The organism is Empedobacter sp. GD03865 (assembly GCF_029840775.1).
Classification (GTDB): Bacteria; Bacteroidota; Bacteroidia; order Flavobacteriales; family Weeksellaceae; genus Empedobacter; species Empedobacter falsenii_B.
This window is the reverse complement of the sequence record NZ_JAOCDF010000023.1, coordinates 1-24719: the sequence shown is the minus strand read 5'-3', so window position 1 is coordinate 24719 and position 24719 is coordinate 1. Positions and strand designations below refer to the sequence as shown.

Sequence of the window (24719 nt, the reverse complement as noted above, 5' to 3'; positions counted from 1 at the left end):
ATTCTGAACTCGTTTCAGAATCACATGATATAAATTGATGAGAAGCTGAAATAAATTCAACTTGACATAATTGTCATTCCGAGCTTGTCGAGGAATCTCAGATTCTTCATTTCGCAAAAGATACATTCAGAATGACATTATACTAAAAATGCTCCTTTAATTAAAAGGAGCATTTTTAATATAATGTAAAAGTTGTTCTTATAAAACTTCTTTAATTGCTGCGTTCAATTTTTCGGTAATATCTTCAATAGAACCTACTCCATCAATCTCAACCCATTTTCCTTGCGCTTTGTAGTGCTCTGCTACAATTGCAGTTTTCTCGTAATATTCTGTAATACGATCACGGATAATTTTTTCGTCCACATCATCTGCACGACCAGAAGTTTTTCCGCGCTCTAATAAACGTTGAACCAAAATTTCGTCATCCACAACTAATGCTAATGTAATCGAAACTTCGCTTTCGTATTTATCTGCTAAGATTTTATCTAAAGCCTCTGCCTGAGATGTTGTACGTGGATATCCATCAAAAATATATCCTTGCGCATTTGGATTGTTATCTAAATGATCAACCAACATATTTGTTGTTACCTCATCTGGAACTAATTGTCCCTTGTCCATGTAAGATTTCACAAGAGCGCCTAATTCTGTTTCATTTTTAAGGTTGAAACGAAATAAGTCTCCAGTAGAAATTTGAGGAGTTTGGTACTTTTCTTCTAAAAATTTAGCTTGTGTTCCTTTACCACTGCCAGGAGGTCCGAACAATACAATGTTTAGCATTTTGTTTTAATGTTTTATTTGATAAATATCTGGTAAATTTCTTCCTAATCCGTCAAAATCTAATCCATAACCTACTACAAATTTATCAGGAATAGAAATTCCTACTAAATCTACCTTTAAATCTTTTTTGTAAGCATCTGGCTTAAATAATAAAGTTGCTACTTTTAATGATTTTACCTTTTTCTCTTTCAAGATTCGGTGCAACTCTACTAACGTATTACCTGTATCTACAATATCTTCTAAAATAATTACGTGACGTCCTTCAACATTCATCGGAATATCCATCTCAATAGTAATTTTCCCTGTTGATTCTGTTCCTTCGTAAGATTTTAATTTCAAGAATGAAATCTCACATTCTCCTTGATATTGTTTTAAGAAATCGCTGAAGAACATTACAACTCCGTTTAATACACCAACAAAAATCGGTCTTTCGTCTTTGTATTCTTCGTAAACTTCGTTTGCCATATTTTTGATGGCGTGTTCTATTTCTTCAAAAGCGATGTACGGAATAAATTTTTTACCGTGAATTTCTATTTCTTTCATTGTTTGAGATATTCAAATATATACTTTTTTTGATAAAGTTTAAAACATTTATCTATTTTATTAGATTGTCATTGAGAAAATGCGTGTTTCTGGCTCGTTATCTATCATTCTCTTATCGAATGTCATACACACATTTCGAACGTATGGACGTCCTTCTTCTTTTACGATCAAACCATTTTCTACAAATTCAATCAAATTATCGTCAACCATATCTTGTAACATAGTTTTGATACGATCTACATCATCAAATTTCATGTTATCATCAGCCCAAGAAGTTTCTAAATTACACATTAAATTTAGAATATGACGACGCATAATCAAATCTTCTTCTGATAATATATGTCCTTTGAAAACGGATAATTCTCCGTTATTGATTGATTTTTCGTACTCTTCTACTGTCTTCTCGTTTTGTGCAAAACTATACCAAGAATCACTGATAGAAGAAACTCCTAAACCAACCATTAATTGTGTTTTCGAAGAAGAATATCCCATAAAATTACGATGTAATGTATGGTTTTTCATCGATTGATACATCGAGTCTTGTTCTAAGGCAAAATGATCCATTCCAACTTCGAAATAGTTCATTTCCTCGAACATTTTCTTTCCTTCTTCATATAATGCACGTTTCAATTCTGGTGAAGGCAAATCATCGTCCTGAAAACCACGTTGTCCAACACCTTTTATCCACGGCACATGCGCATAACTGTAAAACGAAATACGATCTGGATTTAATTCTTTTGTCAAATTAATAGTTTCCATCATTCCTTCCATTGTTTGATGTGGAAGACCAAAAATCAAATCGTGAGAAATCGATGTAAAACCAATTTCGCGCGCTTCTTCGGTTGCTCTTTTCACATTCTCGAAAGGTTGAACACGATTGATCGCTTCCTGAACTTTCAGATCATAATCTTGTACACCATACGAAATACGTCTAAAACCTAAATCGTATAAAGCCTGTAAATGTTCTCTTGTTGTGTTATTTGGATGACCTTCTAAACTAAATTCGTGTCCTTCAGCTACATCCGCATATTCAAAAATACCATCAATTAATTTCTTCAAATTTTCTGGAGAAAAAAACGTTGGTGTTCCTCCTCCTAAATGAATTTCTTTAATTTTTGGTCGAGATGAAAATAAATCCACATATAATCTCCATTCTTTCAAAACTGTATCAATATACGGAACTTCTACCGAATGTTGTTTCGTAATACGTTTGTTACATGCACAAAACGTACACAACGACTCGCAATAAGGTAAATGAATATAAATTGATATTCCTTCTTCTACATTACTTTCATCGAAAGATCGTTGAAAAGTTTCAATCCAACCTTGTTTAGTAAAATCATCATTGTCCCAAAACGGAACAGTTGGATAACTTGTGTAACGAGGTCCTGGAATATTATATTTCTGAATTAAATTATCCATTATCTAAAAAAATTAAAAATACTTAATCAACTTGACTAAGTATTATTTAATAAATTTTCTTTAAAAATTATTTTTATAGAATTGCCTGACGAACTCTAACTAATTTAGTTAATAAGTCTTCTAACAAATCTAATTGTAACATGTTTGCACCGTCACTTTTTGCATTTTTAGGATCTGGATGCGTTTCGATAAAAATACCATCAGCACCAACAGCAATTCCAGCTTTAGCAATCGTTTCGATTAATTCTGGCTTTCCTCCTGTTACACCTGAAGCCTGATTTGGTTGTTGTAAAGAATGTGTGATATCTAAAATAACTGGTGCATAATTTTGCATCACAGGAATTCCACGATAATCTACCACTAAATCTCCGTAACCTAACATTGTTCCACGCTCGATAATTGCTACATTATTATTACCAGAATCTGTTACTTTTTCTACAGGAAATTTCATTGCTTCTGGCGAAAGAAATTGACCTTTTTTCAACGTAACATGTTTTCCAGTTTGTGCAGCTGCAACCACTAAATCGGTTTGACGAACCAAGAAAGCAGGAATTTGTAGCACATCTACATAAGCCGCCGCCATTTCTGCATGAAAAGGTTCGTGAATATCTGTAGTTGTTGGAACATCAAAAGTTTCTCCAACTTTTTGAATAATTTTCAATGCTTTTTCATCTCCAATCCCTGTAAAACTATCAATACGAGAACGATTTGCTTTTTTGAAAGATCCTTTAAAAACATAAGGAATCTCTAATTTATCAGTAATTGTTACTACTTTTTCAGCAATTCTCAAAGCCATATCTTCACTTTCGATGGCACATGGACCAGCAAGTAAAAAGAAGTTTGGCGAATCTTTGTGTTTTATCTTTGATAAAGTTTCTATCATTGTGCAAATTTACACAAAGTTATCGACTTATTTTTCATAATTTTGCCTATACTTTATCATTCTTATTTATCGTTTTATGGATTTTTTATCTAACATTGGTATAGCTGATATTTTTGGCTATCTTGCTTCAGTCTTTATTGTACTAGCATTCTTTTTTTCGAAGATTACAATTATCCGCATTATCAATGCAATTGGTTGTGTATGTTTTGTAATTTATGCTGCTATGATCGAGGCTTGGCCAGTCCTTATTCCAAATGCGATTTTATTTTTAGTTCAGGCGTATTATATCATCTTCAAACCTGGAAAATAATCTTCAAAAACCATAAAATTGAAAATCCTATCTGCTGTACTAAATAATATTGAAACGGATCAAAGATTAGATAAAGTTTGCCATTCTTTGTTAAAATTTGGATACGATGTAGAATTGATTGGCGCGACTATAAACGGTAGACCGAAATTGAATAAACCGTACAAGACATTTTTGATGGAACAAAAGAATCAATCAACAATGAAAAAGTATGCTGAATTCAATTACAAATTATTTTTCACTTTACTTAAAAAAGCGGATAAACAAACTATTTTACTAGCGAATGATTTAGATAGCTTACTTCCTTTTTATTTGGTAAGTAAAATCAAAAAAATTCCTTTAGTTTTTGATAGTCACGAAATTTATTCAGAATTGCCATCATTACACAATCGTCCTAAAACAAAAAAAGTTTGGAAAACTTTAGAACGTTCTCTTGTTCCAAAAATCAAGTATTTTTATACCGTAAGTGATGGATATGCCAATTGGTTTCGCAAGGAATATGGTGCTAATCCGGCTGTGATTAGAAATGTTCCCAACCGAACAAAACTTAACGATAAACAAGATTTAATTTTCTTTCGCTTACCCGAAAATCCAACAAACGATAAAATATTATTGTATCAAGGCGCAATTAACATGAGTCGAGGAATTGACAGAATGATTGAAGCGTTCAAACACATTGATAATTGTCAATTTTGGATTGCTGGCGAAGGGCCTAAAAAAACTGAATACGAACAATTGGTAAAAGATTTAGACTTAACTAATCGCATTCATTTTTTAGGAAATATTCCCCCAAAAACTTTAAAAACTATAACACCTTTAGCTGATGTAGGAATGAGTATGGAAGAAGATTTAGGATTAAGCTATCGCTACGCTCTACCGAATAAATTATTTGACTTTATTCAAGCTAGAGTACCAATTTTAGCAACAAATTTACCAGAAATAAAAAAAATAGTCGAAGAGTATAAAGTTGGAAAAGTGATTGACAACCACTATCCAAAACATTTGGCTGAAAAACTACAAGAAATCTTAGACGAAGGAAAAAGAAGTTACCAAGAAAATCTTGCAAATGCTGCAAACGAACTTTGTTGGGAAAATGAAGAATTGAAATTGAAGGAGATTTTTGAAAAAATAAAAAAGTAGATTAAAATTTAATCTACTTTTTTATTTTTTATAAATATGCGGATTTTCCACTACTCCTTTTTTAAATACTTTTCTAACGCCCATTCTTAGTACATTATCAACTTGCAAAACTTGATCCAAAACCTTTTGCTCTGGGCGACCTCTAAACGAAGTCACATGAAAAGAATCTGTTTCCCTTAAAGGTTCTTTAGAAAAATAATAATTTGAAACACATTTTCTAAAACCTTCAAACTTTATTGGAGAAACCGAATGCAAAGAATCATTATGCGTTGCCATTACTGCTAATCGATTGAATTTACTAAAAATTGTAATTTGATCATTTTTCAATCCATTTGGCCAAACTTCTAAATTACCACCATATTCTTCTTTCCAATCTGGCGTTACATAATACAATAAATTCAACACACGCCACAATTCTCTTTTCGCATCGTGAGAATTATCCAAATGAGGCTGTAAAAATTGACGATTTCCCATCATAGACAAACCTCCAGCATACAAAGATGAATCTGGAATAGGTTGTTTTATTTCGCAAATCTCAGCAATCAAATTTACGATTCTTTCATCTTGAAAAGCGTAAATAATTTCTTCTAAAATAGGATGATATTGATCCATTTGAACAGCAATATATTTATCTTCTTTCAAACTTTTTTTCAACACCATTTCTTTTTCTTGTGGAAAAACTTGATTTATCTCCAAAACTAATTCTTCTGGCAATAGATCATCAACCCAAAAATAACCGATCTTATCTTTGCTACTATTATATTGTTGACTTATTTCTTCCTTTTGATCAATTAATCGTTGTAAAATTATATCTGCATATTGATTTCTGTTCATAATCATAAAGTTAATTAAAAATTTGTTTCAAAATAATTTCGGCATTCAATTTATCATTCAAATCATATTCAAGCGTATCTATATATTTTTTTGACGCTAAAAAAGGTTGATTTTTCAAATAATTAATAGCTTTTATCAGCTCTGATTTATTCGAAACTTGAACACAAAGTCCACTAATTTTCTCATCATCTATCACATTTTCATTTATTATCGAAAAACGACTATTAAATAATGCATTTATCACTTTGAGTTTTGTTCCAGATTCCTGAAAAGACCATGCTATATTAAGATGTGCTTTTTCGAAAAGATTTTTCAAATGATTAAAATCTTTCAATTTAACAAATTGTATATGTGGATGATTTTTAATTTTTCCTTTTACCCAATCCTCTCTAGAGCCTGAAGCAACAACGAAAGGAAAATCAATTTCTTTAAAAACTTCTATCAAGAAATCGACTGCTTTACAATTGTCCGAAGCTCTCAAATCTCCATGATATAAAGCAAATTTTCCTTTTTCACTTAGTGATTGAAAAGTTTCATTTCCATGAAAAACAGGTACAAATTTTCCTTTATTATATTTTTCTTGAATATAATTTTGTTCAAATTTAGAGAGTGTAAAAACTTCATCAAACTGATGGATGATATTTTCGTATTGAATATATTTTTTTGCCTCAATATAAAACAATGCTTTTTTTACCAGATTCTTCTCGCTTTCAGCTAATCCAGAAAAATAATTTTGTTCAATATTATGTAATCGCAAATATTTAGAATAACCTTCAAGGTTATATTTATTCAAAATAAATGTTGTTTTTAGACTTTCAAAAAATATAGGTGCTTTCAACGATTTAATTCGTTCATACAATAATTTGCTATCCCTCGATTTTACTGAAATAGGATATTTCTGAAAAATATAAAAAGGCTTTTGATGTATTGGATAAAAATAAACTTCTTTAGCATATTTTCTTAAAACATCGCTTTCTATTTCATTAAACCCAAACAGATGTAAATGAATCTCAACCCCAAGTTGATGAAATGCTTTCAATTTATAAAAAACATCTATAACACCTCCATAATTGGGAGGAAATGGAACATCCATACTTATAAAATGAAGCTTATTACCTTGATACATTAGTCAGTTAATTATTTAACAAAAAAAAGAGTCTACAACTAAGTAAACTCTTTCTTCAAAATTATATTGTGTAATTTATCTTATTCTGATATCGCTTCCGCAACTTCAAATAATCTTCCGTCTTCACAACGCACTTTACGCGCAGGATAGCGACGAATAATTTCATAATCGTGTGTAGCCATCAAAACTGCACAATTATTATCTTTCGATACCGACAACAACAAATCCATAATATCATTTGACGTTTCTGGATCTAGGTTTCCTGTAGGCTCATCTGCTAAAATTAATTCAGGATGATTTAATAAAGCACGAGCAATAGAAACACGCTGTTGTTCTCCTCCAGAAAGACGGAAAGGCATCATTTTCTTTTTTGACAACATCCCTACCGAATCTAAAACCTCATCAATACGTTTATCGATTGTAGCCTTATCTTTCCAACCTGTTGCTTTCAAAACGAACGTTAAATTTTGCTCAACAGTACGATCTGTTAACAATTGGAAATCCTGGAAAACAATTCCTAAATGTCTTCTAAGATCAGGAATTTTACTTGTTTTCAATGATTTCAAATCCATTCCAACTACATAACCTTGTCCCGATTGAAGTGGTAAATCACCATAAAGCACTTTCAACAAACTACTTTTTCCACTTCCTGTTTTTCCGATAAGGTAGACAAATTCTCCTTCATTAAGTGTAAAATTAACGTCAGATAATACTAAATGATTTCTTTGATATATAGATGATTGACTTAACTCAATTACATTTTTAGCTTCCATACTTTTCTACAGTCTTTAAAACAAATGTAAAAAAAAAAGCTTGAAAGAACGACCTTCAAGCTTATTTTTTATGAATTGTAGCGATTATCTTTTAGCTCTTACTTCACTAACAGTTAATGCTTTTCTTCCTTTCTTTCTACGAGCAGCTAATACTTTGCGCCCGTTTTTAGAAGCCATACGCTCACGGAATCCGTGTTTGTTTCTTTTTTTTCTGTTACTTGGTTGAAATGTTCTTTTACTCATCTTTACTAAGTTTCTAATCCATTACTCGAATGGGTTGCAAATATACAGTTATTATTATTAATTCAAAAATCAAATTGATAGAAAATTACAAAAAAGCTGAATTAATAGTAAACCGCGTTCCGTTCCACACTTTGTAATTTTCGAAGTGCAAATATAAAAACATTTTTTTGTTAAGCAAGAGAAAATTAAAACAATAACAATTAAAACTTATCAACAATATCATTTGCGAAGATCAAACGAAGCTATTTTTAGAAGGATTAGAAAAGTTTCCTTAAAACTTTCATAAAACATCAAATATCTTGTTTTTATCAGTCTTTTTTTAGCTTAAAATTCGTATATTAGCCACCTTATATAACAAAACAATATGACTGAAGGAGAAAGACTAATCCCAATTAATATTGAGGATGAAATGAAATCCGCTTACATCGATTATTCGATGTCGGTAATCGTATCTCGTGCGCTTCCGGATGTGCGTGATGGCTTAAAACCTGTACACCGTAGAGTATTATTCGGAATGTATGAATTAGGTGTTTTTTCTAATCGTTCTTACAAAAAGTCGGCACGTATTGTAGGGGAAGTTTTAGGTAAATTTCACCCACACGGCGACAGTTCTGTTTACGACACAATGGTACGTATGGCGCAACCTTGGTCTTTGCGTTACTTATTAGTTGACGGACAAGGTAACTACGGTTCTGTAGATGGTGATCCACCTGCTGCAATGCGTTATACTGAAGCAAGACTTCAAAAAATTTCAGACGAATTATTAGCTGATTTAGATAAAGAGACAGTTGACTTTCAACTAAACTTTGACGATACTATCCAAGAACCTACTGTATTACCTACTCGTGTTCCAAACTTATTAGTAAATGGTGCATCTGGTATTGCGGTTGGTATGGCAACAAATATGGCGCCACATAACTTAACAGAAGTTATTGACGGAACAATTGCTTACATCGACAATCGTGAGATTACAATTGACGAATTAACACAATACATCAAAGCACCAGACTTCCCAACAGGAGGTACAATCTATGGTTATGATGGTGTAAAACAAGCTTTCGAAACTGGACGTGGACGTGTTGTTTTACGTGCAAAAACTAATTTCGAAGAAGTACATGGTCGCGATTGTATTATTGCTACAGAAATTCCTTACCAAGTTAACAAAGCAGACATGATTGCAAAAACTGCTGAGTTAGTAAAAGATGGTAAATTAGATGGTATTTCTGAGATTCGTGACGAATCTGACCGTAAAGGTATGCGTATCGTTTATGTCCTTAAAATGGATGCGGTTCCTAACGTTGTTTTAAATAAACTATATAAATTTACTCAATTACAATCATCTTTCAGTGTAAATAATATTGCCTTGGTAAAAGGTAGACCAGAGCAATTGAATTTGAAAGACATGATTTATCATTTCGTAGAACATCGTCACGAAGTGATTGTTCGTCGTACGGAATACGAATTGAGAAAAGCGCAAGAAAGAGCTCATATCTTAGAAGGTTACATGAAAGTAATCGGAACACAAGATGATCTTGATCGTGCAATTAAAATCATTCGCGAATCTGCAACACCAGACGAAGCGCGCACAGGATTAATGGAAGCTTTCGAGTTATCAGAAATTCAAGCACGTGCAATCTTAGATTTACGTTTACGTACATTGACTGGTCTTGAGATTGATAAAATTCGTGAAGAGTACGAAGAAATCATGAAAATGATTAACCATTTGAAAGATATTTTAGCAAACGAAGATTTACGTATGCAAATTATCAAAGATGAGTTATTAGAAATTCGTAAAAAATATGGTGACGAACGTCGTACAGATATCGATTACGCAGGTGGAGACTTAAATATCGAAGATTTAATTCCTGATGAGCAAGTTGTTTTAACGATTTCTCACATGGGTTACATCAAACGTACACCACTTTCTGAATACCGCAAACAATCTCGTGGAGGAGTTGGTAATAGAGCCGCTACAACACGTGACGAAGATTTCTTAGAGTATATGGTTTCGGCATCTAACCACCAATACATGTTATTCTTTACAGAAAAAGGAAAATGTTATTGGATGCGTGTGTACGAAATTCCAGAAGGTTCTAAAACATCTAAAGGTCGTGCAATTCAGAATTTGATTAACATCGAGCCAGATGATAAAGTAAAAGCATATATCCTTACACATGATTTAATGAACGAAGAATACGTAAATAATAATTACGTAATCATGGTAACTAAAAATGGTATCATCAAGAAAACATCTTTAGAAGCTTATTCTCGTCCACGTGTTAATGGTATCAACGCAATTACTGTTCGCGAAGGTGACACATTATTAGAAGCTTTATTAACAGATGGTAAATCTCAAATTATGATCGCTTCTAAATATGGTAAAGCTATCCGTTTCGAAGATGAGAAAGTTCGTCCAATGGGTCGTACTGCTTCTGGTGTTCGCGGAATCAACTTAGGAGATCAACCAGATAATGAGGTTATCGGGATGATTGTTGTGACTGATGTAGAAAAAGAAACTGTATTAGTTGTTTCTGAACAAGGTTACGGAAAACGTTCTTCTATCGAAGATTATCGTGAAACGAATCGTGGCGGTAAAGGTGTAACAACTCTTAATATTACTGATAAAACTGGAAAATTAATCGCGATTGAAGCTGTTACAGACGAAGATGATTTAATGATTATTAATAAATCTGGAGTTGCTATTAGAACTGGTTTAGATGAAATTCGTGTAATGGGTCGTGCAACACAAGGTGTTCGATTGATTAACTTGAAAAAGAACGACGAAATTGCAGCAATTGCAAAAGTACAAGTTGAAGAAGAATTGGAAAACGAAGTAGAACTTGATGAAGAAGGAAATCCAATTGTTGTAGAAAACACAAACGAAAACAACGAAACTCAAGCAGAAGAAACGCCTGCTGAGGATCCAAATAATGAATAATCAATGAAAAAATTATTATTTAGTTTAGGATTAGTTTTAGCAATGTCGACATCATTCGCTCAAACTAACACAGAAGAATTAACGACAGAACCTACAGTTTTAGCTGAAAAATATAATAAATCAGCAAAAGAAAACTTAGCAAAAGGTGACGTTACAAAAGCAAGTCAAGATTTAGCAAAATTATCTAAATACGAAAACGGTAAAGTTTGGCAAGTCAAAAATAAAGACTCTAAAAAAGACGAATTTTACTATTCTCAAGCCGATTTAGATAAAGCTACAGCTAGTGGTAATTACGCAAAAGCGAAAGAAGTTGCTTTACAACCAAAATATGGTTTCTTGTTGCAATCTGAAGTTTCTAATTTAGCAAACAAAGAATTAGACGCTGCAAACAAAGCAATGGACGCAAAACAATTTACTGAGGCTGGAACAAAATTCTTAAATGTTTTCAACTTAGTTGAAGCTTTAGGTACAAAAGAAGATATCTATAAATATCAAGCTGCAATCTGTTTTTACAACGCAGCTGATTATGATAAATCGTTAACGATTTTGAAAGAATTAGCGGCAAAAGGATTCACTGGTAAATCAGCTAATCAAACAAAAGATTACAACCGTGACATGTATGTTTTAGCACTTAATGGATTGTACAATGCGAAAAAATACGATACTATCGTAGAAGAAGCAACTACAAAATATCCAAAAGATGCTGACATCAACAATATCGCAACTGGAATTTACCAAGTTTCTGGAAACTCTGATAAAATGACAAAACGTATCGAAGAAGCGATTAAAATTAATCCAAACGATGCACAAAATTATTACAACTTAGGAGTTTTATATTTAGATGACGCTTCTAAAGCAGAAGAATCTAAAAACTTGTTCAAAAAAGCGATTGAATTAAATCCTAAACATTTCGAGTCTTACAACAATTTAGTTTTAGCTATTTTGCAACCAGACAAAGAAATTGTTGAAACAATGAACAACAATTTAGGAACATCTAAAAAAGAGAAAGAAATTTATAATGCAAACGAAGTAAAACGCAAAGCTTTGTTTACAGAAGCAGCTCCTTATCTTGAAAAAATGTACGAAATTCAACCAGAAAATCGTCAAGTTATTCGTAACTTAATTCAAGCTTACAAAACGTTAGGAAACGATCAAAAAGAAAATTTCTATCGTGACGCTGAGAAAAAATTAGTAAAATAATTATTTCAATATAACACAAAAAAGGACTTCAATTGAAGTCCTTTTTTGTGCTTTATCATTCTGAATGTAGCTTAAGTAAAACTTAAAACAAATCCCAATTTCTTAAATCTGGTAAAAAATGATGGGCTGTCAAATCATAACGAACTGGCACAACAGAAACATAACCTTCCTCTAAAGCACGTTCGTCTGTATCTTCACCTTTGTCAAGATTTTTAAACTCTCCACTCATCCAATAATACGTTCTTCCACGAGGATCTTCACGTTTATCAAATTTTTCTTCCCATTTTGCATCAGCTTGGCGACAAACTTTAATTCCTTTTATTTCATGTCCTTTCAACTTCGGAATATTAACGTTCAACACTACACCTTTTGGTAATTTATGTTTTAAAACTTGATCAATAATTGTTTTAATAAATTCTTCTCCAGCTTTAAAATCTGCATTGTAAGCAAAATCACACAACGAAAAACCTATCGCAGGAATCCCTTCTATACCAGCTTCTACAGCAGCAGACATTGTTCCCGAATAAATCACATTCACCGACGAATTTGATCCGTGATTAATTCCCGAAATACACAAATCTGGTTTACGAGGCAAAATTTGCGAAACAGCCAATTTCACACAATCCACTGGCGTTCCAGAACACGCATACTCTTTTACATCTTCATCAACTTCTATTTCATCGCAAAACAATGTCGAATTTATTGTCACCGCATGCCCCATTCCACTTTGCGGACTATCTGGCGCAACAACATAAACTTCTCCAAATCCTTTTGCAATCTCTATCAACGCTCTTATTCCAGGCGCAGTTACTCCATCATCATTTGTAACTAAAATTAGCGGTCTTTCCATATTTTATTCTTACTTTTATTCATCATTTTTACAAATGTAAAAAACTTCCTTCTAATTTCTTTTTTGTTTTATATTTGAAGGAGTCTTAAATTATTAATTTATATAATACCAACGCAATATGTTAATTAAAAAAACGTATGTATTACTATCGTTTTTATCAATGAGTTTGCTTGCTTTTTGCTTTTGCAAACCCATGTTAGACACAGATGAAGAAAGAGAAAAGTTAATCGTAAAAAATACACGAAACACCCTAACTTACCTACATTACAAACCTGCTACTGTAGATGATAAATTTTCGGAAAATGTTTTCAATAAATATTTAGAATACATTGATCCAAGCAAACGTTTTTTATTGCAATCTGATTATGATCTATTCAAAAAAGATTATCACAATTTAGATGATTATTACAAATCAGAAAACTTAGGTTTCTACAATTCTACCGTTGATACAATCTACAAACGTATTGCTGAAGCTGAAAAATATTCGATGGATGCCTTGTCAAAACCTTTTGATTTTAATCAAAAAGAGAATTTCAATATCGATTATAAAACATCAAAATTCGCGAAAGATAAAACCGAAGCGAAAGATTTGTGGCGCAAATATTTGAAATATAACGTGATGTTAGAAATCATTTCAATGCAAGACGAATTAAAAGGTCAAAAGAAAGATACATTAGACAACTCTTCTTCTATAAAACCTGTAAAAGATCCTTTGGCAGATGAGAAAAAGAAAATCACAAAAGATACTCCTTTTGCAGAAGTAGAAAAGATGGCGCGTGAAGAAGTTAAAGACTTGATTTCTGACTATTTTCGTCGTATAAAACAGACAAAACGCGAGAATTATTTTTCTATTTACATGAACTCGTTCACAGAACAATACGATCCGCACACAACATACTTCTCTCCAACAAGTAAAGAGGATTTCGAATTCGAAATGTCTGGACAAATGGAAGGAATTGGAGCCAAAATACAAGACAAAAGAGGTTACGCTACAATTGCTGAATTAATTGTTGGCGGACCAGCTTGGAAGAGCAATAAATTAGAAGTAGGTGACAAGATCATTAAAGTTGCACAAGGGAAAAATGGTGAAGCTAAAAACATCGTTGGGATGATTTTGAGCGATGCTATTCGCCTAATTAAAGGGAAGAAAGGAACAGAAGTTGTCTTGACTATTCAGAAAAAAGACGGTTCTCAACAAACAATCTCTTTGATTCGTGAGGTGATTGAATCGGAGGAAGTGTTTGCTCGCTCATCTGTTATTACGGACGAGAAAGGAGATAAATACGGAATCATCTATTTACCTGAGTTCTACACTCCAATGGGAAAAGAAGGCGGACGTTATCCTTCGGATGATATCAAGAAAGAAATTGATATATTGAAGAAAGAAAACATCAAAGGTCTTGTCTTCGATGTTAGAAATAATGGAGGAGGTTCTCTTGAAGAGGTAGTTAAAATCTCTGGATTGTTCATCAATCAAGGACCAATTGTTCAGGTGAGACGTTCAGACGGAATGCTTAAAATTCACGAAGACAAAGATAATTCTATCGCATACGACGGGCCTTTAGTAGTAATGGTTAACGAGCTTTCTGCATCTGCGTCAGAGATTTTTGCTGCAGCAATGCAAGACTATGGCCGTGCTGTTATTGTGGGTTCTCCGCAAACCTTTGGTAAAGGTACTGTACAAACAATCTTGCCTTTAGATCGTCAGTCAGGAAGTGATGAGTTAGGCGCTATTAAGTTAACAATACAAAAATTCTACCGAGTAAACGGAGGTTCTACACAATTGAAAGGAGTTCAATCGGACATTGCATTAGTTGATCAATTTACTTACGAAGATATCAGCGAAGCTTCTCGTCCAGAAGCCTTGAACTGGGATCAAATCAAACCATTGGTTATTGCAAAATGGCCTTCTGCTTTCGATTTAGCGAAGATTAAAGCGAACAGTAAAGCTCGTTTGGCAAACAATGCACACTTAGCATTAATGAACGAAAGTTTCAAGTTCATTAAATCAATGGAAGATGTAAAAGAGATTCCTTTGAACTTAGAAGATTACAAAACGTACCGTAAAACTCGCGAAGATAAAATCAAGAAATTCGAAGCTTTAGACAAGTATAAAAACAATTTCAAATTTACAATGAATCAAAACGATTTGGCAACTACAAAAACAGATACTGTGCTGAAAGCTAAACGTAACAATTGGTTCAAAGGAATGCAAAAAGACTTTTATTTAAACGAAGCTGTTAACGTTTTAAGAGACATTAAATAATGGAACAAGAAAACGGTTCATTTTCTCATATCGTATTCAATAAATTAAGAAAGAACACCCTTGGTGTTCTTTCTTTTAGTGTAATAGTATTAGCTGCAATCATTTCTATTTTTGCTTATGTCTTTGCGTCCGACAAAACAGAAAATGCAAACAGACAGGACCTAACCATTGCATATTCACCTATAGGTTATCAGCAAAAAACAATCGAAATCCCTTTACCTAATTATTCAGGAAAAACGAACTTTTCTGATTTTATATTCGGGAAAGAGATCGATACCGAACAAATAAGTATCACATCTTACAAAAGAGATGGACAAAGCATTACTTATGTTCCATATATAGGGAACGGACTAAGTGGTGAAGCAGTAAAGATAGATTTGTCAACTTGGACAAAGCATAACATCAAAACGCAAGATATAGAGAAGGATTTTATCTACACAAAAACCTATTTACTTGGAACAGATTCTTACGGAAGAGACTTTTATTCGAGGTTAATTATCGGGACAAGAATTTCTTTTCTTATCGGGTTTATCGCTGTTTTCATTTCATTAGTTGTCGGAATCTCCTTGGGTGCTCTTGCAGGTTATTACAAGGGACGAACAGATAACATTATAATGTGGTTGATAAATGTTGTGTGGTCTATCCCAACTTTACTATTGGTTATTGCAATTACCTTAGCTATTGGAAAAGGATTTTGGCAGATATTTATCGCAGTTGGACTAACGATGTGGGTAGAAGTTGCACGTGTAGTTCGTGGACAATTCCTATCGTACAGAGAAAAAGAATTCGTAGAAGCGGCAAAAGCTTTAGGTTTTTCAGACGCAAGAATTATCTTCAACCAAATATTACCTAATGTCATTGCTCCTATTATCGTTATATCTGCTGCCAATTTTGCTTCGGCAATTTTAGTAGAAAGCGGTCTTAGTTTTCTTGGAATTGGCGCACAACCTCCTACTCCGTCTTGGGGAAATATCATAAAAGAACATTATAATCATATTATTTTAGGAAAACAACATTTGGCAATTCTACCGGGATTAGCTATTATGTTATTGGTTCTTGGGTTTAATATCTTTGGGAATGTATTGCGAGATATTATGGATATTAAGCAGTAAGAAGCTTATAAAGTTTTATACTTTTCTTTTTTTAATACTTTAAAACACAAGTTATATCTTTATCTATGTCTTTATGTGGTTAATATTTTATCTTTTTTAACCACATAGAGACATAGGTTAAATATTGATAAAGATTTGAATAGACTTATAGTTTTCACAGTAACTTTACTTAAGTTAATAACTGAAAGTTTATAAATAAATCACAATTAATCAATTTCTATGTTTCTATGTGGTTAATATTTTACCAAAACAAAATTAAAAATCTATCTATTCTAATAATATAAATACATGGGTTTAATAATTTGGAAGATGAGTAAAAAACTCATTAACATACGTTTTTTATCCTTCATTAAATATGTTAAAACAATTGAAGTTGATTAGTATTCCTTTTGGACATTTCAGTAGTTTCATATAAGTTAATAATTGAGCTTCATAAGTAGGAAAAATATCTTGCACAGCTTTTAACTCAACAACTATACTATTTTCTACATAGAGATCACAACGAAAATCAAGATCAAGCAGTTTTTCTTTATAGACAACTGGAACCTTCATTTCTGTGAGAAAATTTATTTTCCTATGATTTAATTCTTCTTTTAAGCATTGATGATAAACACTTTCTAATAATCCTCTACCCATTATTTTATGAACTTCTATAGCAGAACCTATTATTTCATAAGTTAATTCATCTAAATATTTTTTAGTTTTCATAGTCTATGTTTCTATGTTGTTAATGATTATTCAATTGAGATATAAATAAACTTTTTATAAAACCTCCTTATCTTTTATATAAAACATAAGGAGGTTTTAAACAAAACGTCAAGTGGTTTTAATGAAAACCACTTGACGTTTTTTATTTACTTCAATTAGAAGTTAGAAAAATTATCTTAACTATTTCTTTTTCTCATACTTTAAAGTAGCTAAAGTATCTCGTAAGTCGAGACCAGGTCTAAAAAGTATTTTAGCACTTTTTATAGAAGCAGAATTTACTTTGTTCATTACATCCATTCCTTCGCTACTAATACTTATTTGAAAAGAACCAAAATCTCCCAAGCGAACAATCTTTCCATCAGACAAATGTTTCGATAACATTTTAGCCAAATCAATTAATGTTGCATATACATCACTCTCACTAATAGATGAGGTTTGCGCAATTTCTTTACTCAAATTTCGAAGTGATACTTCACCATCTGCAATAGAATTTGCGTAGAACTTTTTAGGCCCCGTAGGATCTCCTGGGTAAGCCTTCTGAATAACGTTGTATTTTACAGCCATAATTAAAAGTATTTATAAATTAAGAGTTAATTAACTCTAATTTAATACTTTATATTTAATTAACAAAATAAAACTATTGATTATCAATAAAATACATTATAACACAAAAATAAAAAAGGCTTCCATATATAAGGAAGCCTTGCTATTATCTTGAAACTTTGGTCGAAAGTTTTGCTGTTGTTTTTGGTACAATTGGTTGTTTATGCAACCTCATCGAGTCTTTATTAGGTGCTTTTAACGGATAAGTTCCTGTAAGTCCAGCCAATTTGAATGCACTATATATATTCTTATTCTGCTTGTTTCCTAATGCAATTACCGTAAATTGATTGTTAACATCGTGTACAAAAACGGTGTTATTCCCGTGCCACCAACCATTGTGATACAATAATTTTTTACCATTGTCATATTCTAACAAACGCATTCCAAGCCCATAATTTTTGAAACCTTTCTGCTCATAACTATATCCTTTGAAAGCTTCTTTCTTGATCTTCTTCGGTAAGAAATCATCTGAATACATGGCAACATCTAACTTGTACAAATCTCTTGGCGTTGAGTAGATATTTTTGTCTCCATACGTGCGGTCAAAATCATCCCAAGCCCACTCGTAACCATTGTATTTATAGGAACGTGCTACTGTATCTTTATCGCGATCATACTCAAAAACAAAGGTATGATTCATCTCAAGAGGGTCAAAAACCATGTATTTCATTGCTTTCGGATAAGGTATTTTCATAATCTTTTCGATTACTAAAGCAAGGAAAGCGAAGTTGGTGTTCGAGTAATAAAACCCTTTGTCTGCGGGACGAATTTGTTTAACGTCAAATTCTCTAAAGATATCTAACACATCTTGATTAGAAATTGGTTTCTCGCGATCCATCATTACCTTCTTGTTATTCCACAAAACGTTGGCATAATTTGGCAAACCGCTGCGGTGATTTAGCAAATTACGAACCGTGATATCATCGTAAGGAAAACCTTCTAATATTGTATTTACTTTTTGATCTAATTTGATTTTACCTTTCTCGACCAGCTTAAGTATCGCCATAGATGTAAAAACTTTCGAGATAGATGCTATGTGAATAGGCGTTTCGGCAGTGATTGGACGCTTATGTCTTTCGTCTGCCATCCCTTGATATTGCTCTAAAAGTACTTGCCCATTCTTCACAACCAACAAACCTCCGCTCACTTTCCCGTCAACCCAAAAGTCTTTATAATAGGTGTTTAGTTTATTTCTGTAATCATTAAGTTCTGCTTGTGTGTACTTCATTGGCTTGAAATCTGCTTTCCAATCCAACGAATCATAGCGCAAAGTATGAGGATCCTTCTTTCTAACTTCTTCTTTTTGTTCGTTTTTCTTGCTACAGCTTCCCATAAACAGCATTGCAGAAGCAAGAACAACCGCTACATATTTCATGTGTTTTTTCTTAATCTTATTGTTTGTTTCTACTAAAGTATATATTTATTTGTGGAATAGTTACCCGTTTAGAAACATTAAGTTTTTTTTATGATTTGTGCGAAAGTTGAGACTTAAACTCGCCTAAGATGACACTTGTTGCAACAGCTACGTTGAGACTTTCGGTAGAACCATTTTTCCCAAAGAACGGAATACTTAGTTTATTTGTCGTTAACTTCTCGATTTCTGGAGAAATTCCATTCGCTTCGTTCCCCATTACCAAGATACCTTCTTGTGGAAGTGTTTGTTCATAAATAGATTCTCCTTCCATAAAAGTCCCGAAAATGTTTCCTTTATAGTCAGACAAGTATTTCTCCAAATCGATATAATGAACTTTCACTCGTGTAAAAGAGCCCATTGTCGACATCACAACTTTTGGGTTGTACATATCAACAGATTCTTTGGTACACAAAATATCCTCTACACCAAACCAATCAGCCAAGCGGATAATTGTTCCTAAATTACCTGGATCTCGAATATCATCCAAAGCAATACTTAAACCATTCAACTTGATGTTTTCGTTATAATTAGGTAATTCACAAAGTGCTAAACCTACATTTGGAGTGGTTAAGAAACTGATCTTTTTCAAGTCTTTTTCTTCAATAAAAGTCTTTTTGATGTGTGTAGCTTCTGGCCAAAAGTCTTCAGTTATAAATAATTCTTTAATATTTATAGAACTTTTTATAACTTCCCCAATATTTTTAACACCTTCTACGACAAACAAATTATATTTTTGTCTATATTTTTTAGAACCCAGAGAAGTTATTATCTTAATAACGTTATTTGATAACATATTTATGCAAAAAAAAATTACAACAAATATAACACTTATCTCTTGTTTAGGTTTACTTTTTTATAGCTGTAGTACAACTAAAAAAGTACCTGAAGGAGAATATTTGTTTGTAAAGAACAAATTTATCTACGATAAAGAAGATCCCGATATTAAGAAGAAAAAAACTATAATCAACAAAGATTTAAGTGATTATGTGAAACAAAAACCAGCTGGTAAGTTCCTTGGTTTTTTCCCTCTTTGGCAATGGGTTTACAATTGGTCTCCTGCGAAATTTGATGAAACTTTTCAGGAATATTATAGACAAGATGCTTCGGTTCGTAACCAAAAATTATTGGACAGTTTACTAACGAAGAATAATCTGAGCGAATATGTTGGGCAAAGTTTATGGAAAGAACGTCTTTATTATAATCAAGGTGAAGCGCCAGTTTTGTTGGATGAACAACAATCAGAATTTTCTGCAAAGAACTTAAATAGATTATTTCATGATAAAGGTTATTTCGATTCGAAAGTAGCTGTTTCCTATGATAAAGATTCTGTTGCAAAAAAAGCAGAAACGATTTATGATATTAAGTTAGGCGAACCTTCTTATATCGAAACATATGATCAAAAAATAGCTGATCAAAAAATAGAAGAATATCTTAATTCTCCTCTTGGAAAACAAACTGTTTTGCATGCTGGAGATCAATATAATTTTGACAAATTTGAAGAAGAACGCGATCGTATCATCGATTTGTTAAAGAATAGAGGTTACTATGATTTTAATGATTTGGGCGAAGATTTATATTTTGAAGCGGATACATTAAAAAGTAATAAACGCCTTGATGTGACGATGTTTATTGATAAATATATTCAAGATTCGTTGAAAACGGATAGTATTACACCTTTTACACAATATCGTTTTGGAAAGATAAATATTTATGCAGATTCTCGCAGTTTTGTTGATGATGAAAGTAAATTAATCAAAGAAGAATATAAAGATTATAACGTTTTATATACAAAAGAGCCAGAATATCGACCAAGATATTTTACAGATGCATTTGTAATTCGTCCTGGTCAACTGTATCGTCAACGACAAGAAATTCAGACAAAACGTAATATTTTCAAGAAAGAGAACATTAACTTACATGGATTTCGAATTAATAAACAAGATTCTATACTAAATGTAGACGTTTTCTTTACGCCAAAAAAGAAATATGACTTGAATCTCTTTGTCGAAAGTTATGCTTCTCGCTACATGAACTTTGCAATTTCTCCCGGGATGACTTTAACTTCGAGAAATTTATTTGGAGGAGGAGAAAATTTAGAAACAACTTTGAAAGGAACTTTAGGTTCTGTCAACAAAGATTTCTCAATGAATAAAGCATTCTTAAATGCATATGAAATCGCAATCGAAACAAAGTTGAAATTTCCTTATTTATTAACACCAATTAATCTTGATAATATTTTACCAAAACGTTTTACTGCCGAATCTGCTATTCGAATGAATGCAAGTACGCAGAAAAATGTAGGTTTAGACAAAACGACTTATGGTTTTGGTTTTGATATGGATATTTCGAGTTCGGAGTTTCAACACAAAGTTTCTTTGTTTAACACAGAATTTATTAGTAACCGAAAAAAAGATCGCTATTATGAAGTGTTTACAAAAGATAATAATACAAAAAACGAAGTAAAAGATTTATACTACGCATACAATCCTAATGCACCAATTTATCTAACGGACGATGAATTAACAGACGCAATCGAGGCTGACAAAGGATTCCAAAGTTCATTAACTGGAGAAAACGCAAAGTTGTATGTTGATTTTGAGAATATGTTATATAGAAAAGCTAATATTTCCCAAAATGTATTAATCAACTCTTTTATCTATCAATTTACATTTAATCAAGAAAATTCATTTCGACCAAAAAGTAATCCTTGGTTTATTCAAGCGAGAATTGAATTAGCCGGAAATGTATTAAGAGGTTTAGACAAGGCTTTTGGTTTTAATAAAGCAGAACCAGATCGAGATGGAAATCAAGCAGGTTTGATCTTTGGAATTCCTTATTCACAATTCGTAAAATTTGATGTGGATGTTAGACGAAAATTCAAATTAAATTCAAATTCTAGCGTAGCAGGACGTTTCTTATTCGGAATCATTCAACCATATGGAAACTCAGATGTTGCACCCTTTGTAAGAAGTTATTCGGCTGGAGGAGCAAATGATGTTCGTGGTTGGGCACCTTTAACATTGGGGCCTGGAAGTAAACCACGTATCGATTCTAAAAATCAAAGTTTAGAATTTGAAAGCATGAAATTATTATTCAATGCTGAATATCGCTTCAATCTTTTTGGAAGTTTGGAAGGTGCTTATTTTCTTGATGCTGGTAATATTTGGGGTGTTAATAAAAATCGACCAGAAACATTATTTAAGTTCAAAGATTTTTACAAAGAATTCGGAATTGGTTCTGGATTAGGTTTCCGTTATCACATTGGTACGTTTGCAATTGTAAGATTTGATTTGGGTTACAAAATTTATGACCCTTCTTATGAATTAGGTGATCGCTGGCAATTTGACAATTTTAATTTGCTTAAACCAAGAATCCACTTCGGAATTAATTATCCTTTCTAAAAAAACATCTATATTTGTTTCACAAAATACTAACATAATGAGCAGAAAATTTCCTGCCGGTGTTGCTACCGGTTCATTAGTTCAAGACATTATCAATGATGCAAAAGCAAATCAATACGCTTTACCAGCGTGTAATGTCATCGGTTCAGATACTATTAACGCTGCAATGGAAGCTGCAGTTGAAGTAAACTCTCCGGTTATTATTCAATTTTCTAACGGAGGTGCTGCTTTTAATGCCGGAAAAGGATTAAAAGGAGAAAATCAACTTTCTGCTATCAAAGGTGCTATTGCGGGAGCAAAACATATTCACACTTTAGCTGAGTCTTACGGAGCTACTGTAATTTTACATACAGACCACTGTGCAAAAAAATTATTGCCTTGGATTGATGGAATTATGGACGCTAACGAAGAACATTTTAATAAATTCGGAAAGACTTTATTTAGTTCTCACATGTTAGATTTATCTGAAGAGCCTTTAGAAGAAAACGTAGAAACGTGCAAAAGATACTTAGAAAGAATGTCTAAAGTTGGAATGACTTTGGAGATGGAATTAGGTATTACAGGTGGAGAAGAAGATGGTGTTGACAATTCTAATGTTGACAATTCTTTATTATACACTCAACCAGAAGAAGTTGCTTACGTTTACGAAAACTTAAAATCTATTTCTGATAATTTCTGGATTGCAGCAGCATTTGGTAATGTACACGGTGTTTACAAACCAGGAAATGTTGTATTGACTCCAAAAATTTTAGATAACTCTCAAAAATACATCAACGAAAAGTATGGTGTAGACAACGCTGTAAACTTCGTATTCCACGGAGGTTCTGGTTCTACGTTAGAAGAAATTAGAGAAGCAATTAGCTACGGAGTTATCAAAATGAACATTGATACAGATTTACAATATGCATTTATGGAAGGAATTCGTAAATATTTTGACGAAAATGCAGCTTATTTACAAGGACAAATTGGAAATCCTGAAGGTCCAGAATCTCCTAACAAAAAATATTATGATCCACGCGTGTGGTTAAGAGCTGGAGAAGTTACTTTCAAAGACAGATTAATTCAAGCTTTTCACGATTTAAATAATGTTAATACTTTAGGATAATCTTTTCACTAAGATTATTCTTACCCAAATAAAAACAGAGAATATGCCTTGGTTTATTAGAAGCAAGAAAAATATTACAACGCCTACAGAGTCTAAAAAAGACGTTAAAAAAGGCTTATGGTACAAAACACCATCAGGAAAAATTATTGAAACTGAAGAACTAAAAGCAAATGCGTATGTAAGTCCAGAGGATGATCATCACGTACAAATTGGTTCTCAAGAATACTTCGATATCTTATTTGATGATAGTAAATTCACAGAATTAGATACAAAAGTAGAAAGTAAAGACCCATTAAATTGGACAGATACAAAACCTTATAAAGATCGTTTAAAAGAGATTAAAAAGAAAACGGGAATGACAGATTCTATTCGCAATGCGACTGGAAAAATTCATGGACGTGACATTACAATTTCTTGTATGGACTTCAAATTTATTGGAGGTTCTTTAGGATCTGTAATGGGAGAAAAAATTGCACGTGCAATTGATTATTCTATCAAAAACAAAACTCCATTCGTAATTATTACACAATCTGGTGGTGCACGTATGATGGAAGCTGCAATTTCGTTGATGCAATTAGCTAAAGTAGAAGCTAAATTAATTCAATTAGCAGATAACAACATTCCTTATATTACAATCTTAACAAATCCATCTTTTGGAGGAATTACAGCTTCTTTCGGATCAATTGGTGACATTATCATGGCAGAACCAGGAGCATTAATTGGATTCGCTGGACCACGTGTTATCAAAGAAACTATTGGTAGAGATTTACCAGAAGGATTCCAAACTTCTGAGTTTTTATTAGAAAAAGGCTTCGTTGATATGATCGTTCACCGTAAAAAGATGAAAGATAAAATAAAAGAAGTAGCTGATATGTTAATGCCTATCAACTAATTAAAATAAGTGCAAATATATTTTTAAAATTTTATTCAAATTTGATTTGGATTATTAGAAATTGATTTTATATATTTGCACTCCAATCGCGAGAATAGCTCAGCTGGTAGAGCGCAACCTTGCCAAGGTTGAGGTCGCGGGTTCGAGCCCCGTTTCCCGCTCTTTGAAATATAAAAATTCAT

Annotated in this window: 22 protein-coding genes and 1 tRNA gene; 10 read left to right on the top strand and 13 right to left on the bottom strand. The window is 32.5% G+C overall.

Annotation, left to right across the window (positions count from 1 at the left end; all coding sequences use genetic code 11):
* Positions 1-198 precede the first annotated feature (198 nt).
* From N5D46_RS09625 to kdsA, 4 genes are all read right to left on the bottom strand, one after another.
* Positions 199-777 carry an adenylate kinase gene (locus N5D46_RS09625; RefSeq protein WP_125350758.1) on the bottom strand — a complete coding sequence of 193 codons (579 nt, stop codon included), beginning with the start codon at positions 775-777 and terminating at the stop codon, positions 199-201.
* A 6-nt stretch (positions 778-783) separates the two neighbouring features.
* Complete coding sequence (gene hpt / locus N5D46_RS09620) at positions 784-1320, bottom strand: hypoxanthine phosphoribosyltransferase (RefSeq protein ID WP_038333090.1); 537 nt, start codon at positions 1318-1320, stop codon at positions 784-786.
* 60 nt (positions 1321-1380) lie between these two features.
* A complete protein-coding gene (gene hemN / locus N5D46_RS09615) occupies positions 1381-2742 on the bottom strand; it encodes an oxygen-independent coproporphyrinogen III oxidase (RefSeq protein WP_115001634.1) in 1362 nt (453 codons plus the stop codon).
* A gap of 73 nt (positions 2743-2815) precedes the next feature.
* Positions 2816-3625, bottom strand: coding sequence for a 3-deoxy-8-phosphooctulonate synthase (gene kdsA, locus N5D46_RS09610; RefSeq protein WP_115001635.1), 810 nt, complete (start codon positions 3623-3625; stop codon positions 2816-2818).
* Between the two features lie 76 nt (positions 3626-3701).
* Here kdsA and N5D46_RS09605 point away from each other — a divergent pair, with 76 nt between their 5' ends.
* Both N5D46_RS09605 and N5D46_RS09600 read left to right on the top strand, forming a co-directional pair.
* Complete coding sequence (locus N5D46_RS09605) at positions 3702-3935, top strand: uroporphyrinogen decarboxylase (protein ID WP_115001637.1); 234 nt, start codon at positions 3702-3704, stop codon at positions 3933-3935.
* 18 nt (positions 3936-3953) lie between these two features.
* The gene (locus N5D46_RS09600; protein WP_115001639.1) at positions 3954-5072 is read left to right on the top strand and encodes a glycosyltransferase; all 1119 of its coding nucleotides are present in this window, start codon (positions 3954-3956) and stop codon (positions 5070-5072) included.
* Positions 5073-5093: 21 nt separating this feature from the next.
* Here N5D46_RS09600 and N5D46_RS09595 read toward each other — a convergent pair whose 3' ends face one another.
* From N5D46_RS09595 to rpmH, 4 genes are all read right to left on the bottom strand, one after another.
* Positions 5094-5906, bottom strand: a complete 813-nt coding sequence (locus tag N5D46_RS09595; RefSeq protein WP_280036736.1) for a 2OG-Fe(II) oxygenase — start codon at positions 5904-5906, stop codon at positions 5094-5096.
* Positions 5907-5916: 10 nt separating this feature from the next.
* Positions 5917-6999: a glycosyltransferase gene (locus N5D46_RS09590; protein WP_280049845.1), complete on the bottom strand. Its 1083-nt coding sequence runs from the start codon at positions 6997-6999 to the stop codon at positions 5917-5919.
* Positions 7000-7112: 113 nt separating this feature from the next.
* Positions 7113-7805: an ATP-binding cassette domain-containing protein gene (locus tag N5D46_RS09585; RefSeq protein WP_280049844.1), complete on the bottom strand. Its 693-nt coding sequence runs from the start codon at positions 7803-7805 to the stop codon at positions 7113-7115.
* An 84-nt stretch (positions 7806-7889) separates the two neighbouring features.
* A complete protein-coding gene (gene rpmH / locus N5D46_RS09580; RefSeq protein WP_019974979.1) occupies positions 7890-8048 on the bottom strand; it encodes a 50S ribosomal protein L34 in 159 nt (52 codons plus the stop codon).
* 364 nt (positions 8049-8412) lie between these two features.
* Here rpmH and gyrA point away from each other — a divergent pair, with 364 nt between their 5' ends.
* Complete coding sequence (gene gyrA, locus N5D46_RS09575; protein WP_219033702.1) at positions 8413-10986, top strand: DNA gyrase subunit A; 2574 nt, start codon at positions 8413-8415, stop codon at positions 10984-10986.
* A gap of 3 nt (positions 10987-10989) precedes the next feature.
* Positions 10990-12186, top strand: coding sequence for a tetratricopeptide repeat protein (locus N5D46_RS09570; RefSeq protein WP_115001643.1), 1197 nt, complete (start codon positions 10990-10992; stop codon positions 12184-12186).
* 82 nt (positions 12187-12268) lie between these two features.
* On the opposite strand, the gene surE is transcribed toward N5D46_RS09570, so the two are convergent.
* Complete coding sequence (surE, locus tag N5D46_RS09565) at positions 12269-13036, bottom strand: 5'/3'-nucleotidase SurE (RefSeq protein WP_115001644.1); 768 nt, start codon at positions 13034-13036, stop codon at positions 12269-12271.
* A 193-nt stretch (positions 13037-13229) separates the two neighbouring features.
* Between surE and N5D46_RS09560 the strand changes: the two genes are divergently transcribed.
* A complete protein-coding gene (locus N5D46_RS09560; RefSeq protein ID WP_280049843.1) occupies positions 13230-15302 on the top strand; it encodes a carboxy terminal-processing peptidase in 2073 nt (690 codons plus the stop codon).
* A complete protein-coding gene (locus N5D46_RS09555) occupies positions 15302-16414 on the top strand; it encodes an ABC transporter permease (RefSeq protein ID WP_280049842.1) in 1113 nt (370 codons plus the stop codon). Before N5D46_RS09560 ends, N5D46_RS09555 begins: the two co-directional genes overlap by 1 nt.
* 339 nt (positions 16415-16753) lie before the next feature.
* On the opposite strand, the gene N5D46_RS09550 is transcribed toward N5D46_RS09555, so the two are convergent.
* The 4 genes from N5D46_RS09550 to N5D46_RS09535 all read right to left on the bottom strand — a co-directional run bounded on the left by N5D46_RS09550 (position 16754) and on the right by N5D46_RS09535 (position 19932).
* Positions 16754-17122: a GxxExxY protein gene (locus N5D46_RS09550; protein WP_219033707.1), complete on the bottom strand. Its 369-nt coding sequence runs from the start codon at positions 17120-17122 to the stop codon at positions 16754-16756.
* Between the two features lie 180 nt (positions 17123-17302).
* Entirely contained in the window at positions 17303-17686 is a 384-nt protein-coding gene (locus N5D46_RS09545; RefSeq protein ID WP_038333067.1) for an HU family DNA-binding protein, read from the bottom strand.
* A gap of 145 nt (positions 17687-17831) precedes the next feature.
* Positions 17832-19100 (bottom strand): serine hydrolase, encoded by a 1269-nt coding sequence (locus N5D46_RS09540; RefSeq protein WP_280049841.1) that lies wholly within the window; start codon positions 19098-19100, stop codon positions 17832-17834.
* Between the two features lie 88 nt (positions 19101-19188).
* Positions 19189-19932 carry an RNA methyltransferase gene (locus tag N5D46_RS09535; protein WP_115001648.1) on the bottom strand — a complete coding sequence of 248 codons (744 nt, stop codon included), beginning with the start codon at positions 19930-19932 and terminating at the stop codon, positions 19189-19191.
* A gap of 4 nt (positions 19933-19936) precedes the next feature.
* Between N5D46_RS09535 and N5D46_RS09530 the strand changes: the two genes are divergently transcribed.
* The 4 genes from N5D46_RS09530 to N5D46_RS09515 all read left to right on the top strand — a co-directional run bounded on the left by N5D46_RS09530 (position 19937) and on the right by N5D46_RS09515 (position 24698).
* Complete coding sequence (locus N5D46_RS09530; RefSeq protein ID WP_280049840.1) at positions 19937-22540, top strand: BamA/TamA family outer membrane protein; 2604 nt, start codon at positions 19937-19939, stop codon at positions 22538-22540.
* 37 nt (positions 22541-22577) lie between these two features.
* The gene (fbaA, locus tag N5D46_RS09525) at positions 22578-23645 is read left to right on the top strand and encodes a class II fructose-bisphosphate aldolase (RefSeq protein WP_115001650.1); all 1068 of its coding nucleotides are present in this window, start codon (positions 22578-22580) and stop codon (positions 23643-23645) included.
* A gap of 43 nt (positions 23646-23688) precedes the next feature.
* On the top strand, positions 23689-24537 hold the full coding sequence (gene accD, locus N5D46_RS09520) for an acetyl-CoA carboxylase, carboxyltransferase subunit beta (RefSeq protein WP_280049839.1): 849 nt from the start codon (positions 23689-23691) through the stop codon (positions 24535-24537).
* 88 nt (positions 24538-24625) lie between these two features.
* Positions 24626-24698 (top strand) — tRNA-Gly (locus N5D46_RS09515).
* The last annotated feature ends 21 nt before the right edge of the window (positions 24699-24719 follow it).